The 14,679-nt window shown below is 35.1% G+C and carries 12 protein-coding genes; 4 read left to right on the forward strand and 8 right to left on the reverse strand.

What is annotated here, in order from left to right; all coding sequences use genetic code 11:
• On the reverse strand, positions 1–1,804 hold a 1,804-nt coding region (locus tag FZ949_RS04855), incomplete at its 3' end, for a DEAD/DEAH box helicase family protein (protein WP_187424711.1).
• Between the two features lie 102 nt (positions 1,805–1,906).
• On the opposite strand from FZ949_RS04855, the gene FZ949_RS04865 reads away from it, so the two are divergent.
• The gene (locus FZ949_RS04865) at positions 1,907–2,629 is read left to right on the forward strand and encodes a tetratricopeptide repeat protein (RefSeq protein WP_103579715.1); all 723 of its coding nucleotides are present in this window, start codon (positions 1,907–1,909) and stop codon (positions 2,627–2,629) included.
• Here FZ949_RS04865 and FZ949_RS04870 read toward each other — a convergent pair.
• Positions 2,622–3,263, reverse strand: a complete 642-nt coding sequence (locus tag FZ949_RS04870) for a non-canonical purine NTP pyrophosphatase (RefSeq protein WP_148790191.1) — start codon at positions 3,261–3,263, stop codon at positions 2,622–2,624. The genes FZ949_RS04865 and FZ949_RS04870 overlap by 8 nt on opposite strands.
• 113 nt (positions 3,264–3,376) lie before the next feature.
• Between FZ949_RS04870 and FZ949_RS04875 the strand changes: the two genes are divergently transcribed.
• Positions 3,377–4,678 (forward strand): MFS transporter, encoded by a 1,302-nt coding sequence (locus FZ949_RS04875; RefSeq protein WP_148790192.1) that lies wholly within the window; start codon positions 3,377–3,379, stop codon positions 4,676–4,678.
• A complete protein-coding gene (locus FZ949_RS04880) occupies positions 4,675–5,811 on the forward strand; it encodes a BaiN/RdsA family NAD(P)/FAD-dependent oxidoreductase (protein ID WP_148790193.1) in 1,137 nt (378 codons plus the stop codon). The genes FZ949_RS04875 and FZ949_RS04880 overlap by 4 nt, the downstream gene beginning before the upstream one ends.
• A 249-nt stretch (positions 5,812–6,060) precedes the next feature.
• On the opposite strand, the gene FZ949_RS04885 is transcribed toward FZ949_RS04880, so the two are convergent.
• The 6 genes from FZ949_RS04885 to FZ949_RS04910 form a co-directional block, all read right to left on the reverse strand.
• Complete coding sequence (locus tag FZ949_RS04885) at positions 6,061–6,699, reverse strand: HAD family hydrolase (RefSeq protein ID WP_103579719.1); 639 nt, start codon at positions 6,697–6,699, stop codon at positions 6,061–6,063.
• Positions 6,700–6,773: 74 nt separating this feature from the next.
• On the reverse strand, positions 6,774–7,790 hold the full coding sequence (locus FZ949_RS04890; RefSeq protein ID WP_084041636.1) for an OmpA family protein: 1,017 nt from the start codon (positions 7,788–7,790) through the stop codon (positions 6,774–6,776).
• Positions 7,791–7,944: 154 nt separating this feature from the next.
• The gene (rpsI, locus tag FZ949_RS04895) at positions 7,945–8,334 is read right to left on the reverse strand and encodes a 30S ribosomal protein S9 (protein ID WP_021084780.1); all 390 of its coding nucleotides are present in this window, start codon (positions 8,332–8,334) and stop codon (positions 7,945–7,947) included.
• 2 nt (positions 8,335–8,336) lie between these two features.
• Positions 8,337–8,765, reverse strand: a complete 429-nt coding sequence (rplM, locus tag FZ949_RS04900; protein ID WP_087581740.1) for a 50S ribosomal protein L13 — start codon at positions 8,763–8,765, stop codon at positions 8,337–8,339.
• A gap of 80 nt (positions 8,766–8,845) precedes the next feature.
• A complete protein-coding gene (locus FZ949_RS04905) occupies positions 8,846–11,665 on the reverse strand; it encodes a RecB-like helicase (protein ID WP_148790194.1) in 2,820 nt (939 codons plus the stop codon).
• Entirely contained in the window at positions 11,662–14,007 is a 2,346-nt protein-coding gene (locus FZ949_RS04910; RefSeq protein ID WP_148790195.1) for a PD-(D/E)XK nuclease family protein, read from the reverse strand. The genes FZ949_RS04905 and FZ949_RS04910 overlap by 4 nt, the downstream gene beginning before the upstream one ends.
• A 150-nt stretch (positions 14,008–14,157) precedes the next feature.
• Between FZ949_RS04910 and FZ949_RS04915 the strand changes: the two genes are divergently transcribed.
• A partial coding sequence (locus FZ949_RS04915; RefSeq protein ID WP_148790207.1) for a flavin reductase occupies positions 14,158–14,679 on the forward strand: 522 nt, incomplete at its 3' end.

Raw genomic sequence — 14,679 nt, forward strand, 5'->3', positions numbered from 1 at the left:
TTTCTTGTGCTTTACTTAGATCTATAAAGTTTGTATATTCTGCAAGAATCTGTTTTGCATAGCCCATAAAGATTTTATCCTCTTGTGGTAATTTATTTATATAATTTTCTAAAATCTCTTGTGCTGCTTTATAGTTTTTATTAGTAGCAAAATTGTAAGCTTTTCGCAATTCTATAAAAAAAGTATTTAAACGATTTGCTTTAAACTCTATATTTGAAATTCTATCAATGTGCGCTTGTATCCAATTCTTGTCTCTTTGCAACACTTGTGAAATGGTTATTTGGATGTCCTCTAAGCCCTTGCAATCCTCCATTATCTCCTCTGATAATTCAAACTGATGTCTTGTCGCCTCTGAAAACTTATGTTTATGTATTGCGGCCACTTTAGCCAAATCAGACCCCAGTAACAATACAACACAGTAATCAGAATTAGACCTTATCCCTCTACCCATTCCTTGTTCAATTTTTTGTATTTTTTGGTTTAATATTCTATCATCATCTCCCTGCAAATAGCTCTCATTTATTTGATCTATTAGTCTTTGTGCCTTTGGCAATCCATCTATTAATAAAATTCTGCAAGCATCATTTGGCAAATCTATACCATCATATCTATTCACAAAAACAACAACATTACTCTTTAAATTTTTATCTTTAAGCTCATTTACACATTCTACAATATTACTCTTGTCAGACATTCTAGTTGCCATACTTTTCCATATTTCACTCTTTTGAAAAGATGGTGAAATTATTGATATGTTGCACTCTAGCTCATTAACCAAATTTTGCAACATTTTTTGAATATCTTCCGTTGTTATTTCTGAATCTATTATTTGCGGAGCGAAAATAAGACGTTCACCAATATCATTTACCATTTTTGGAGTAATTGGAGTATTTAAATATTTTTCATCTATATTAAAATGGGTCGAGAGAATACTATCATCCACAAGTGTCGCTGTCATAAAAATTTTGCGCCTAGCTTTCTCAAAAGATACAAACTCTTGTATAGGAATAATATGAGGTACTATCTCGATTCTATCTGAACTAATCACACATCTGCATAATTCAAAATTATCTTCTAATAATTTTAAATTGAATTTCTTTAAATCATCATCTCCCATTTCTATTATAAATTTAAAAACGTCTTGATATTTTTTTTGCCAATTCCAAAAAGGGACAAGTCCCATAGCATTAGGTTCATTTGATTTAAGTTTTATTGCTAATGACTGGCTTTGATTTCCAATATCGTTAATAAAGAGTCCAAAAATTTGATCATATAAATTTTTATTTTTATCCTTTTTAATCGTTATAGCAAACTGCTTATCTATAATATCTATACAAGCATGTGCGTCATCAATAACTATACTACCGATTTCAATTTCAGATTTTCTAATTCCAAATCTACTTTGTCCATTAAATAGTTGATATATATTGCAAATTAAAATTTCCTTTGAGGTTTCAAAGTTAATGGAATTAATATTCGTAGTTGCTCGAATCCCTAATGTATCTGCTTCCTTCTTAACTTGCTCTATTAGATAATTATCAGGAACAACATACACACAAGGCCCCTTATTTTCCCTTAAACAGCTCTCCAATATAAGGAGACCTGCTAATGTTTTACCACTTCCGGTATTCATTTTTATAATTATTGCATTCTCGTCTCTTCGCTTAAACCATTTTTCAATGACATCATTTTGTGGAGTGCGTAAATATTGATAATGTTTTTGTGGTAGTGATGTAAAAATTTTACTTGGGTCTATTATTTTATTATTTTTATCCTGTTTTATGTACTTTGCAAAATTAGCCATATATTCTCCTTGTTAAAAACAGATATTTACTGATTTTATCAAAGTTAACATAAATTTCTAGCTTTAAAAGGTAAAATAAGGCAAAAATTTAAAGGTAAAAAGATGAAGAAAATTTTGCCATTTTTAGCGCCTATTTGCCTCTTTGCAAGTAGCTGTGACGAGCTAATACAAGAGAGTGTGAGGGAGTTTTATAAAAGCGATAGAAATTTGGAGAGAGCCATAAATTTAGCCGAGCAAGCGACTGATGTCTGCTTAAAAGAGGGCAACACCGAGCAGGCGATCACTTCGCTCATAAATGGCGCTAGCATGTGCATGGTAAATAAAGAGCCACAAAAGACGCTAGAGCTCTCACAAAAAGCCCTAGAGCTCGCGGCAAACGTTAGTGACAAACTTCTGCTAGCGCGCTCTTATCACAGCCTAGGTGCGGCACAAAAGGCGCTAGGCAGATACTACGAGGCGCTTGCTAATTTTCAAGAAGCTCTAAAAATTTATGACGACGTGCCAAATGCTCCGATGCACGACGAACTCATCTGTATAAAAGGCATCGCTAGCACCTACTACCTAAAAAACGACTTTGACAAAGCCCACGAAAACCACCTTCTAGCGCTAAATTTACTTGATATCACGCCAGAGTTAAGCAGCAACGAACTTGTGCGATCAGAGCTTTTAGTAGAGCTTGCTAACGACCTAGCAAAGCTTAAGCAAAAGGACGAAGCCGCCAAAAACTACAAAAAAGTGCTTGAAATTTTAAATAGCAAAGAGCAAAATCCTCGCGCACGGGATCTTTTAGAGCGAGCCAGCAAAGGGCTAAAAGAGCTTAACTAAAGTTTTTCTTTAGACTTTTTAGCACAAAATTTGCAAGCTCAAGCCCCTTTGAGCGGTGAGAAATTTTAAGCTTTGTCTCATTATCTAGCTCACCAAGCGTTTTAGTAAAGCCATCTGGGATAAAAAGTGCGTCGTAGCCAAAGCCATTTGTACCACGCTCCTCATCTATCGCTTTGCCATACATAAAGCCATGCGCCGTGAAGTCGCCAAATTTTGAGCTAATGGCGATACAGGCGGTGTAGTGAGCTGGTGAGCTCTTTAAATTTAGAACCTTTAGCTTGCTAATGAGTTTTGCTCTATTGTTTGCGTCATTTGCGTTTTTGCCACATACTTTGCCATTTTCATCAAGGTCAAAATAGCGAGCTGAATAAATCCCTGGCTCGCCACCAAGCGCATCCACGCTGATGCCACTATCATCGCTAAGCGAGATAAACTCATCCTCAAGCTCTTGCTCTTTAAGCTTTGCAAAGACGGCTCTTGACTTTATGAGTGCATTTTGCTGAAAAGTGCTGCCATCTTCGACGATCTCAAATGGCTTTACAATCTCGCTTAAGGCGTAAATTTCATAGCCTTTTAAATACTCTTTTATCTCTTTTACTTTGTCTAAATTTGATGTTGCAAGCACGATCTTCATTGCAAGAGCTCCTTGATTTTTGGGCGTATTTTACAAAAAAGTAGATTAAAATTTTAAATTTAAATTAGCGTTAAAATGATAAACTTAGTTCTTTTAAAAATAAGGAAAATTTTATGTTAAAAAGCGTTTTACCACTATCTTTTATCATAGCAAGCAGATTTTTAGGTCTTTTTATAGTTTTGCCGGTGCTTAGCCTTTATGCCTTGAATTTACACGGAGCAAACGAGTTTTTAGTAGGGCTAATAGTAGGCGTCTATGCGATCTCACAGATGATATTTCAAGTGCCTTTTGGAGCGCTCTCGGATAGGATAGGACGCAAAAAAACATTAACAATCGGACTTTTGGTTTTTATCATCGGCTCAATAATTTGTGCACTTACAAGCGATATTTTTACCATGCTATTTGGTAGATTTTTACAAGGCGTAGGTGCTATCGGAGCAGTTGCAACTGCGATGATAAGTGACTATATAACAGAAGAAAAACGCTCAAAAGCCATGGCGATAATGGGTGCTTTTATAGGGCTTAGCTTTACACTTTCTATGGTGCTTGGGCCACTTCTTGCCAAAGACTACGGACTTTCAAGCCTCTTTTACCTAAGTGCCGCTCTTAGCTTACTTTGCATTGTGCTTCTTTACACTGTTGTACCAAAAGAGATAAAAGTGAGTGCCAAAAGTGAAAAAGTGCCATTTGGTAAGCTGTTTTTACAAAAAGACTACATGATCATAAATTTCACCTCTTTTATGCAAAAGATGCTAGCAAGCATCGCATTTTTGGTGATCCCTATCGTTTTAGTAAAAGAGTATGGTTACGAAAGTAGCGAGCTTTACAAGGTCTATACGCTTGGCGCCGTGCTTGGCTTTTTAGCTATGGGGCTAGCTGGCGCCCTTGGCGATGGCAAGGGACTTAGCAAGGTCATCTTGATAGCCGGTACGCTGCTTTTTGCTCTAACCTACACTATTTTTGCCATTAGTTTTACGCTTTTTATCTTCGTTTTGGGAGTTGCTATATTTTTTATAGGATTTAACCTTCACGAACCAATCATGCAATCAACCGCAACAAAATTTGTAAAATCCTCGCAAAAAGGCTCAGCCCTTGGTGTATTTAATTCATTTGGTTATTTAGGAAGCTTTGTTGGAGGTGCGTTTGGTGGATACATCTTGCATGCTTTTGGCTTTAAAGTACTCGCCATCATCTGCGTGGTGCTTTGCGTGATATGGCTTATTTTACTCTTTAGCCTGAGCGATCCAAGAATTTTTAAAAATATCTATCTAAGCCCTGAAGTTAGCTTAAATTTAGAGCTACTAAATAGCCAAAAAGGTGTAGTCGATTATTACAAAAACGAGAAAAATCAAGTGATCAAATTTGACTCTCGCCTAACAAGCGAGGCGGCTTTAAAAGAGAGTTTGAAGTTTTGATCTACGACGTCATCATCATTGGCGCCGGTGCTAGCGGACTATTTTTAGGAGCAAATTTAAATGGTAAAAAGGTTGCCATCTTAGAAAAAAATAGTAGTGCTGGCAAAAAGATCCTTGCAAGCGGTGGAGGTAGATGCAACATCACAAACCGCTTCATAAGCACTAAAAACTATCTTGGCGAGCAAAAATTTATAGAGCAAATTTTAAAAATACTGGCACCAGATCAAGTTTTAAATTTTTTTAGCGAGCTTAAATTTAGTGAGCAAAAGCAAAATCAATTTTTCTGCGATAGCGGTGCAAAGAGCGTTTTAAACGTGCTTTTGAAAAGACAGAAAGCGGATATTTTTTACAACGAAGAAGTTCTTGGTGCTAAAAAAGTAGATGAAATTTTTGAAATTTTGACAAAAGATGAGAAATTTAGAGCTAGAAATTTAGTCATCGCAAGTGGCGGACTAAGTTATAAAGCCCTTGGCGCAAGCGACATTGGTTATAAAATTGCAAATGATTTTGGCATTGAAACATCAACTCTTTCGCCTGCACTTGTTGGATTTAGCGTACAAAAAGATGAGTTTTGGTTTAAAGAACTTAGTGGCGTTAGCCTAAAGGCAGACGTAAAGATAAATAGCAAAAATGAGAGCTATAAATTTAGTGGGGACTTACTTTTTACACATAGGGGCATAAGCGGACCAGCGATACTAAATGCCTCGCTATTTTGGCAAAAGGGCCGAATTTGCATAAATTTTTTACCTAAATTTAATGAGAAAAATTTAATAAATGGCAAAAAGCAGCTTAGTTCGGTTTTGCCCTTGCCAAAGAGATTTGTGCTGGAGTTTTTAAAAAAATTTGGCTTAAAAGATAGAGCCTTTTATGAATTTAATGACAATGAGAGACAAATAATAAAAAGGCTTTTTGCTTATGAATTTGCCCCAGCTGGGACATTTGGCTTTGAAAGAGCGGAAGTTACAAAAGGTGGCGTAAAGAGTGAATTTTTAGATGAAAATTTACAAGCTTATAACGTTAAGGGACTTTATTTTGTTGGTGAAGTCTTGGACATCACTGGCATGCTTGGCGGATATAACTTACATTTTGCATTTGCAAGTGCTCTAAAGGTGGCTAGGGTCTTAAATCTATGATCTCCTAGAAGTTAGCTAATTTTTAGACAAATTTTCATATTTTAAATAAGATAAATTTACTATGAAAGCAAGTTTTTTAAGCAATTTATTTAGAGTAATTTAGATGTTAAAAATTCATAATAAATATTTTTAAAAAGATTTTGTACCAAACAAAGGTAATAAATTTTTGGAGTAAATTTTATAGCTAAGCAAGCTAAACATTAGATTGAATTTAATTTAAAGTATAAGTAGTTTAGGAATATTAGATTATTAAACCTCTTTTATAAAGCTAACGGCTTCAAATGGGTTTGAGAAAATATGCTTACTAAATTTCTCCAAATCACTCTTTTGACCATATCCACAAGTTAGGCCCACGCCTGTAACAAAAGCAGTTTGTGCCGCCATTAAATCCATAATGGTATCACCTACCATAAATGCATTATTTTTATCTTTATTAAGTCTATCTAAAGCCAAATTTATAGGCTCTGGATTTGGTTTTGGATTAGTAACATCGTCTCTTCCAATAACAGTTTTTATGTATTTCATAACTCCTAAATGCTCAAGCAAGATAATAGAAAATTTTGAAGTTTTCGTAGTAACTATACCAACATCAGCAAAGCTACTTGCCTCCTTTAATGCTTCATTTGCATAATCTAAGAGTACTGTCTCATCAAGATAAATTTTTTCGTAGCAAGCTTTATACTCTTTTATATAGCTATCAATTAAATTTTTGCTTGCACCAAGTCTTTCAAACATTATTTCAAGCGGATGACCAACCAAAGACTTTAATGCATTATGGTCTGGCTCTTTTTTACCATGGGATAAGAAAGCTCTATCAAATCCTTTTAAAATAGCAGAAGTCGAATCAATAAGCGTACCGTCCAAATCAAAAAGTATAGTTTTTTTCATCATTTTCTCCGTAGAAATAAAAAAGGGCCTAGCCGAAGCTAAGCCCCAAAAGAAGTAACTTTAAACAATTAAGATTATTTATTGAAAGTAGCTTCAACGCGTCTATTTTGAGCGCGGCCTTCTTTAGTTTTGTTTGTAGCAATTGGTTTAAGCTCACCGTAGCCAACTGTTGAAATTTTATCCTCACTTACTCCATAGCCAGCAAGAACATCAGCTACTGCTTTTGCTCTTTTTTCAGATAGTTTTTGGTTATAAGCTTCTGCGCCTACGCTATCAGTGTGACCAGCAAGTACAACTTTATAATCTGGGTGTTCGCCCATAAAGTCAGCTACTTTTTTGATCTCAGCTGCATATTTTGGTCCAACTTTATAGCTATCAAATGCAAAGTTAACATCCAGGTCTCTAAGAACGATAACTTTCTCGCATCCTCTTTCGTCAACAACCACGCCAGCTGGAGTGTTAGGGCATTGATCTATATCATTTGGCACGCCATCATTATCATCATCAAGAACTGGAGTTGCTGCTGGAGTTGCTGCTGCAACTGGAGCTGCTGCCACAACTGGAGCTGCTTTTGAGTCAAGACCGATACCAAAGCCTAGTGAATAGAATAGGTTATGATCAGCGTGCTCAAATTTGATAGCGTCTCTTGCTTCTGCTTTAAGAGCAAATCTATCAGTTACTTGATATCTTAAACCAAAACCATATTGGCCAAAACCGCCATCTTCATTTTTAACAAAAATAGCTGGAACATCTTCATATCCAGCACCAACTAAGCCATATAGACTAACTGGTCCAAAATCAACTATATCTTTTACAAGATTTGCATGATATCTAAGAACTCTTCCTTCTCTTGTTAAGCTACCTGTTTTTTCTTTTGCTTTTTGAGTGTAATCAACACCAAGCTCTACTTGATCAAAGAAAAAATCTTCAAGATTTCTAGCAGCTCTAACACCAACGAAGTTATGGTCTTTTACACGTAGATTTCCCTCTGGGTGAACACCACCAATAGTTGGAGTAACTTCATAATTATATGCTGCGTTAGACGCAAAAACCGCTGTTGCGGCAACCATAGCTAAAGCAATCTTTTTCATATTTAGAATTCCTTTCTTAGGATTTATTTTAAAGTGGTTACATTTTAACTTAATAAAATTTAACCGACTCTAAATCATAATTTAATTAACAATGTAAATTTGAAAATTTACACAACTTAAATTTTGCAAATGCAAAAGCACTTGCAAAAACTCATTAACGTTTAGAGAATTGTGGGCTTCTTCTTGCCTTTCTTCTACCAAATTTCTTACGTTCAACAACACGAGAATCTCTAGTTAATAAGCCTTTTGGTTTAAGTGCTGCTCTAAAATCAGCATCCATATCAGCTAAAGCACGTGAAATACCGTGTCTTAAAGCCTCTGCTTGTGCTGAATAACCACCACCTAAAGTTGTAGCTACTACATCTATTAAACTCTCTTGTTTAGTAACTAGAAGTGGCTGAATTACTTTAAGCTTTATAGCTTCATGTCCGCCAAGCCAAGTATTAAGATCCATACCATTTACTACGATTTTACCGCTTCCAGCTTTTATCCAAACCTTTGCTACGGCAGTTTTTCTTTTACCAGTTGCATAAACTTTTGCCATAATTATTTTCCTTCTTTTTTAGCTATTTGTGCCGTATGAGGATGCTCACTGCCAGCATAAACTTTTAGTTTTTTTATCATCTCTCTTCCAAGTTTAGTTTTTGGAAGCATTCCACGAACAGCTAATTTAAATAGTTTTTCTGGCTTATTTGCTATCAAATCGCCAAATTTTTCACTCTTTACACTACCAAAGTATCCTGAGTGTCTGTGATAAAGTTTATCTTCAGCTTTGTTATTACCAGTAAATTCTACTTTTGAAGCATTTATGATGATAACATAGTCGCCACAATCTATGTTTGGCGTGAAGCATGGTTTGTTTTTGCCACGAAGTATAGTTGCTACCTCAGTTAGCAATCTACCAAAGCGCTTACCAGCTGCATCAACAACGATCCAGTCTCGTTTAACTTCGTTTGGCTTTGTTATTTTTGTCATTTTCTTACCTTTGCCAAGTTAATTTTTGAGTTGTGATTGTATTTAAACAATGCTTTTATAAAGCTTAAATTAAGTAGCATTTAAACTTCAATATATGAAATTTTTCCATTAAGAGCGTAGAAGATGACGGCGATTATACTATGCTTTGGATAAAATTTACTTAATGCCTCTTTGTATTCTTCAACTTGTTTTTTATTTTCCTCAATATTTTTATCTGTCGTTTTATAGTCAATCACACAAATTTCGCTCTCTCCAATACAAAATAAGTCCATCTGTTTTAGTTCATTTTTTACTTTAAATGGCTGTTCTTTGTAAATTTCTTTACCTTTTATGCACTCTAGAAATTTTGGCTCATTTATTAGCATTTTTGCCCGTTTAAAGGCATCTTCAAGTCTATCAGGTGAGAGAAATTTATAAAATTTATTTAGCATTAAACTCTTGGCTTTTAAAAGCGAATTTTCATCAAATTTCTCGCTCATCTCAAGTAAATAGTGAAACGCTAAACCAAAATAGATTGCCTCTAAATTTTTACCGCTCGTTTTTTGCTCTCTTACCTCTACATCTTGTCTTTCTATCTTTAAAATTTCAGGCATTTTTTCATCTTTTGTAGCCTCTTTTTGCTCACTCTTGCTAGGTAAAATTTTACCAAAGCTAAACTCTTTTAGATCAAGATAGTCATTTGCTTCGCTCTTGTCGCTTCTTGTGTAAAATGAAAAAAAGCTTGGGCTGTTTCCGCTTGGGACGGCTTGTTTGATGATGATGAGCGACTTTGTTGCCCTTGTGAAAGCGACGTAAATTTTATTGATATTTTCTTGCTTCTCAAGCTCTCTCATTTGCTCTAACACACCAGCATACTCAGGGTCAAAATTTTCTCTACCAGAAATTCTACTTTTTACTATCCACTCGCCTTTTTCGCTATATTCTGTTATAAAGTTTGAGTCATCACCTCTGCCTTTACTCATCATATCACAAACTATCACGTGAGCAAACTCGAGCCCTTTTGACTTATGAACAGTCATTATTTTTACGCCGTCAGCATTTTTAGGACTGATTTTAGAACTGAAATTTTCAAGGTTAAAGATAAAATCGCTTAAATTTTTATAGCCACTGCTTAGCTCAAAAAGCCTTAGAATGTCAACATCAGCCATATTTATATATAAATTTTTAGCTAGATAAAATAGGCTTTTTGTCGCACTATCTTCAGCTTTTATTTTTAGCCTTTTAGGATTTGTATTTACAAGTGCTTTTACATTTTTTTCATAAATTTCTTCACCAAAAAGACAAAATTTCGCATACTCGATGATCGCTGCAACAAACGGCGTTCGCTTTAGCTCCAAAGTGCCTTCATTTACGCTTTTTATCCCCTCACTGCTAAGCACTTCTGAGATGAAGCTGATGTCGCTATTTTTCCAGCAAAGCACAGTTATCTCACTTGCATTTACGCCAGCAGCGATTAGCTCTTTTACTTGTGAAACTACTGCACCTGCGATATCTTCGTCACTTAACACACACAAGTAGCCATAGTCGTCTTCCTCGGCTTCAAAATAAGGATACTCGCCACTTACTTTGTAGTTTAGCTCCTTATCTTTTTTAGCTGGCTCTTGTGGCTCAAAACTAAGCCCATACCTATGGTAAATTTCTTCAAAAATAGCATTATTAAATTTCACCAAAGCCTTTAAACTGCGATAGTTGCTAGGCAAATTTTCTATATCTATCTGACTAAAATCATCTCCAAGCTTATCAAAAAGCTCTTTTTTGCCGCCCCTAAATTTATAGATACTTTGCTTCGTATCTCCAACATAAAAAAAGCTTCCAAGTCCGTTTTGTCCGTATCCTGAAACGATTTCATTGATAATTGGCAAGATGATCTCATATTGGATCACATTTGTATCTTGAAACTCATCTATCAGAAGGTGATTTATGCGGCCATCAAGCCTGAAATAAAGCACATCTTTATCAAAATTTTCAACCAAAAGCTTAAAGACCAGCTTATTTATATCAGCAAAACTTAAAGCATTTATCTCTTTGTTTAACTCTAAATTTGAATGTTTATAAACATTTAAGAGCTTGCTAAAACCGCTAAGTCTATATCTTTCAACCTCCAAAATATACTCTTTTGCCGCCTCTTTTAGCTTTACAAAAAGCTCATCAAGCTCACTTGTATAAATTTTGCTAAAAGTGCGGTAATCTAGGCTCTCTCTTTCAAAGACCTTGTTTTTAAAAAGCTCAAATAAATTTTGCTCACTAAATGTCTTTTTGGCCGTATCGCTAGCACCATTTTGCAAGGCTATATGCTCATTTATCTCCTTTTGCGCCGCTCTTACCTTGCTATCATCTGGATAGCTTGCACCACTATCTTTTAGCTCACCGCCAAAGCTCTCATAAAATTTAGCCAAAGTCTGTGAAAAACTCGCCTCTTTTTGGCTTGAAATTATCATCATGAGTGCAAGCTCACTAAGAAGCTTTTGATCTTTACTTGCCTCTTTTACAAATTTTTTCCATGCCAGATCTTGCAGACTATCTTGCACGCTGTAATCAGGACTAAGCCCTAAATTTTGACTAAATTTTTTTAGGATTCCAGAGAAAAATGCATCAAATGTATAAATTTTTAGCTCACTTTGCAAAAATCTATCAAGCTTCTCATCGCGTCTTTTTATGACCTCGTCTTGGCTCAAGCTAAGCTCTTTGCAAAGCTTATCAAGCTCGTCTTTTTTGTTTTGTAAGTCCAAAAAAGTTGTGATTATGCGCTCTTTCATCTCATTGGCTGCTTTTTTGGTAAAGGTTAGAGCGATGATCTCGTTTATATTTTCGCCTCTAAGCACCAAAGCGATATAACGAACGCTTAAAGCGAATGTTTTTCCGCTTCCAGCACTTGCTTTTAGGGCTAAAAAATCTTTCATAACTCTCTCCTACAAAGTATGGCATACTCGCAAAATTTACAAGCTCCGCTTTTTCTTTCAAAATTTATCTTAGTGTTATTTATGCTCTTTAGATTTTCTATCTCGGCCTTTAGATCATCCACGCTTTTTTTTGAGCTAATAAGCACAGGTTCATTCTTTAGGGCAAAATATGCACTTTTTACCTCGCTACCATAAAGTGCTTCATAAAATGCAAGTTGAAGTGAGTTCGCATTTGTCTCACCAGTTTTATAATCAAGTATAAAAGGCTCACCATCAGGGCTAGCATCGATCCTATCGATAATGCCTTTTATCTTTACATCACAAAAATCACTCTCTATATCTTTTTCACACTCAAGCACCCTAAAGCCAGCACTTAAACGTTCATTTTCAAACTCTGCGTATTCTTTAAATTTCTGCGACCAAATCTCAAGCTCAAGCGAAGAAAAATCTTGCTTTGCAAGTATTTCTTTAAAAATAGCCAAATCAAATATATTTTTTTGTCTATAAAAATCACTCGTGTAGTATTCATAAAGCGCCTTATGCACGCTATTTCCTTGCTTAGATCCTGGCTCAGTTGCTATTGCTTTTGCTCCTTTTATACCAGCTATCTTTGCGTAATAATACTTTCTTGGGCAAGTTAGAAATAAATTTAGTGTCGAAAATGATAGCGGTCTAGTGAAAAAATCATGCTCCAAAATGATCTCGTCATCGCTTAAATTTAGGCTTGTACTTCCTTTTAAAAATAATTTTAAGTACGCCTCGTCACTAAATTTCTCATCTTTTATTGTTTTGAAATTTTTTAAAAATCTTGAAGGAATACTCTCTTCATTTAAAACACAGCTTATGGCGACCTTTTTGGCATTATTTATAAGACTTTCATAGTAAAATCTCTGCAAATTTTCACGCTCAAGGTAGCTTATAAGCCCCGCTTTTTGTCTCACTTTTGAGTTTAGAAACATCTCGTTTGTGCTTCTTGCTGGGATGAAATTATCATTAAAATCAACTATGATCACACCATCAAATTTCATTCCGCGACTCTCTAGCATGCCCATGACACTGATCTTTCCACCGCCCACATCATCGATACTAAGGCGTGATATATTTAGCAAAAAAATTTCACTTAACTGCTTTAAGCTAAAGTCAAAATACCTGCATAAATTTTCAATCCTAAAAAGCTCAAGCGCGAGCTTTTCTTCACATCTTGGCTCATTTTCAAGCGTTAAAAGCTCATCTATTAGCTCTTTAAATTTAGCAAAGTCGCAAATATCAAAGTAGCTTGATTTAAATTTATTAAAAAGCTCTTCATTTACGCCAAGCGTGCTCAAGATAAAGCCAAGCTCCTCGTAGCTCTCACACTTACTTTGATCAAAAACCGGCCTTACCTCTTCGTTTATCGCTCTTGTAATGTAAAAAAGCGCCTCATAAAATTTTGTATTTTTAAAGCTCTCACCCATAGCATAGTTAAAAATTTTATTGCTATCATGTAGTCTTAAAATCTCACTAAAACTCTCATCTGGCAATATAACAGCGATGTTTTCAGGCTTTATTCCATCACGCACAAACTCGCTCGCCTTTGCCATAGCGTAGGCACATTGCAGGCTTCTAGTGGCAAATCGCTTTTCTAAGACTGGCTCAAATTTTTTGATATTTTCTAAGCAAATTAGCTCATTTGTCTTTAAATTTAGCTCATATTTTTTGTAATTTTCAATCTCGCTAATAGCTGAAATTTGCTTTATTTTATTGATTAGCTTTGTGTTGAAAACACTGGTTTGAAAGATAATTTTTAGCGTAGTTAGCTTTGAGATTTTCTCTAAAATTTCCCACTCAAACTCGCTTAAAATTCCATCTATATGCAGTGAAATTTCACTAAAGCTCTTAATGTAGGCTTCATTTACGTTATAAATTTTTGGCAAGGTTATATCATCATAGAGATTTTCTCTATCAAGCAAGCTCTCATACTCTTTTAAAACCGCTTCAAGTATGTTTAAATGCTCCTCAAAATTAGCGTAAATATCGTTAAATTTGATCTCAGCGATACTCTTTTTACTAATAGCTAGCTCTTTAAAAAATGAAAAAAGATAGTCATTATTTTTCAAAAATTCAAAAAACTCAGTTGGAATTTTAAGAACAGAGTTTGCCTTTTTGACACTGGCACAGGCTCTATTCATAAGCACTAAAGCATAGGTGCTATCAATCTCAAACCTACCATCTGCATAAACTACCTTTTTATAAAACTCGGCAATACTTAGGCTTTTTGGGATTAGCTCATCATTAAAACTTGTATTAAATTCACGAATCTTACGCGAGTTCGTAAATACAAAAAGTTGGTTTAGGTTATGCATTTTTCTCTCTTAAATTTTTAAGCAATGATAGCTAAATGCTGATAAAAGAGCGCTTTTTACGCTTAGGTAAAGCTTTAAATTTTCATCTAAATACATTAAAATTTTAAGCCTTAAAGAGCCAAAAGCTACAATCACAAAAAAGGAGCAAAAATGCATAAAGAGTTAAACAGACAAGGTTTTTACTACGGCTTTCCGGTTTTGCTAGCCACCACAAAAGATAAAAACGCTAACGATGATATCACGGTGCTTTCATCCTCTTGGACGTTAGGAAATACAATGGTGCTTGGCATAGGCATTGAAAATCAAGGCTTTAAAAATATCAAAAATGGTTCAGATATCACACTAAATTTATGTGATGAGAGTCTGCTAGAAGCTGTGCAAAAAATGGAAAAACTAACTGGTGATAGTAACGTACCAGAAGAAAAAAAGAATCTTGGCTACACCTACGAGCACGACAAATTTAAGGTGGCAAATCTCAGCAAAGAGCCTGGCATAAAAGCAAAAACCGTCAGGATAAAAGAGTGCAAGATACAGATAGAAACGGTTGTAGAAAAGATAGAGTTAAAAGAGTGGTTTAGCATCGTTACTTGTAAGATTACAGGCATTTTTGTAGATGAAAATTTACTAAAAGATGAAAAGATAGATACGCAAAAATGGCATCCACTAATCTAT

Source organism: Campylobacter concisus (genome assembly GCF_902460545.1).
In the GTDB taxonomy this organism is placed as follows: Bacteria; Campylobacterota; Campylobacteria; order Campylobacterales; family Campylobacteraceae; genus Campylobacter_A; species Campylobacter_A concisus_AE.

Excerpts from the sequence above, each read along its gene's own strand:
- FZ949_RS04865 (WP_103579715.1), top strand. The coding sequence starts at position 1,907 with ATGAAGAAAATTTTGCCATTTTTAGCGCCTATTTGCCTCTTTGCAAGT.
- FZ949_RS04870 (WP_148790191.1), bottom strand. The coding sequence starts at position 3,263 with ATGAAGATCGTGCTTGCAACATCAAATTTAGACAAAGTAAAAGAGATA.
- FZ949_RS04875 (WP_148790192.1), top strand. The coding sequence starts at position 3,377 with ATGTTAAAAAGCGTTTTACCACTATCTTTTATCATAGCAAGCAGATTT.
- FZ949_RS04885 (WP_103579719.1), bottom strand. The coding sequence starts at position 6,699 with ATGAAAAAAACTATACTTTTTGATTTGGACGGTACGCTTATTGATTCG.
- FZ949_RS04890 (WP_084041636.1), bottom strand. The coding sequence starts at position 7,790 with ATGAAAAAGATTGCTTTAGCTATGGTTGCCGCAACAGCGGTTTTTGCG.
- rpsI (WP_021084780.1), bottom strand. The coding sequence starts at position 8,334 with ATGGCAAAAGTTTATGCAACTGGTAAAAGAAAAACTGCCGTAGCAAAG.
- rplM (WP_087581740.1), bottom strand. The coding sequence starts at position 8,765 with ATGACAAAAATAACAAAGCCAAACGAAGTTAAACGAGACTGGATCGTT.
- FZ949_RS04905 (WP_148790194.1), bottom strand. The coding sequence starts at position 11,665 with ATGAAAGATTTTTTAGCCCTAAAAGCAAGTGCTGGAAGCGGAAAAACA.
- FZ949_RS04910 (WP_148790195.1), bottom strand. The coding sequence starts at position 14,007 with ATGCATAACCTAAACCAACTTTTTGTATTTACGAACTCGCGTAAGATT.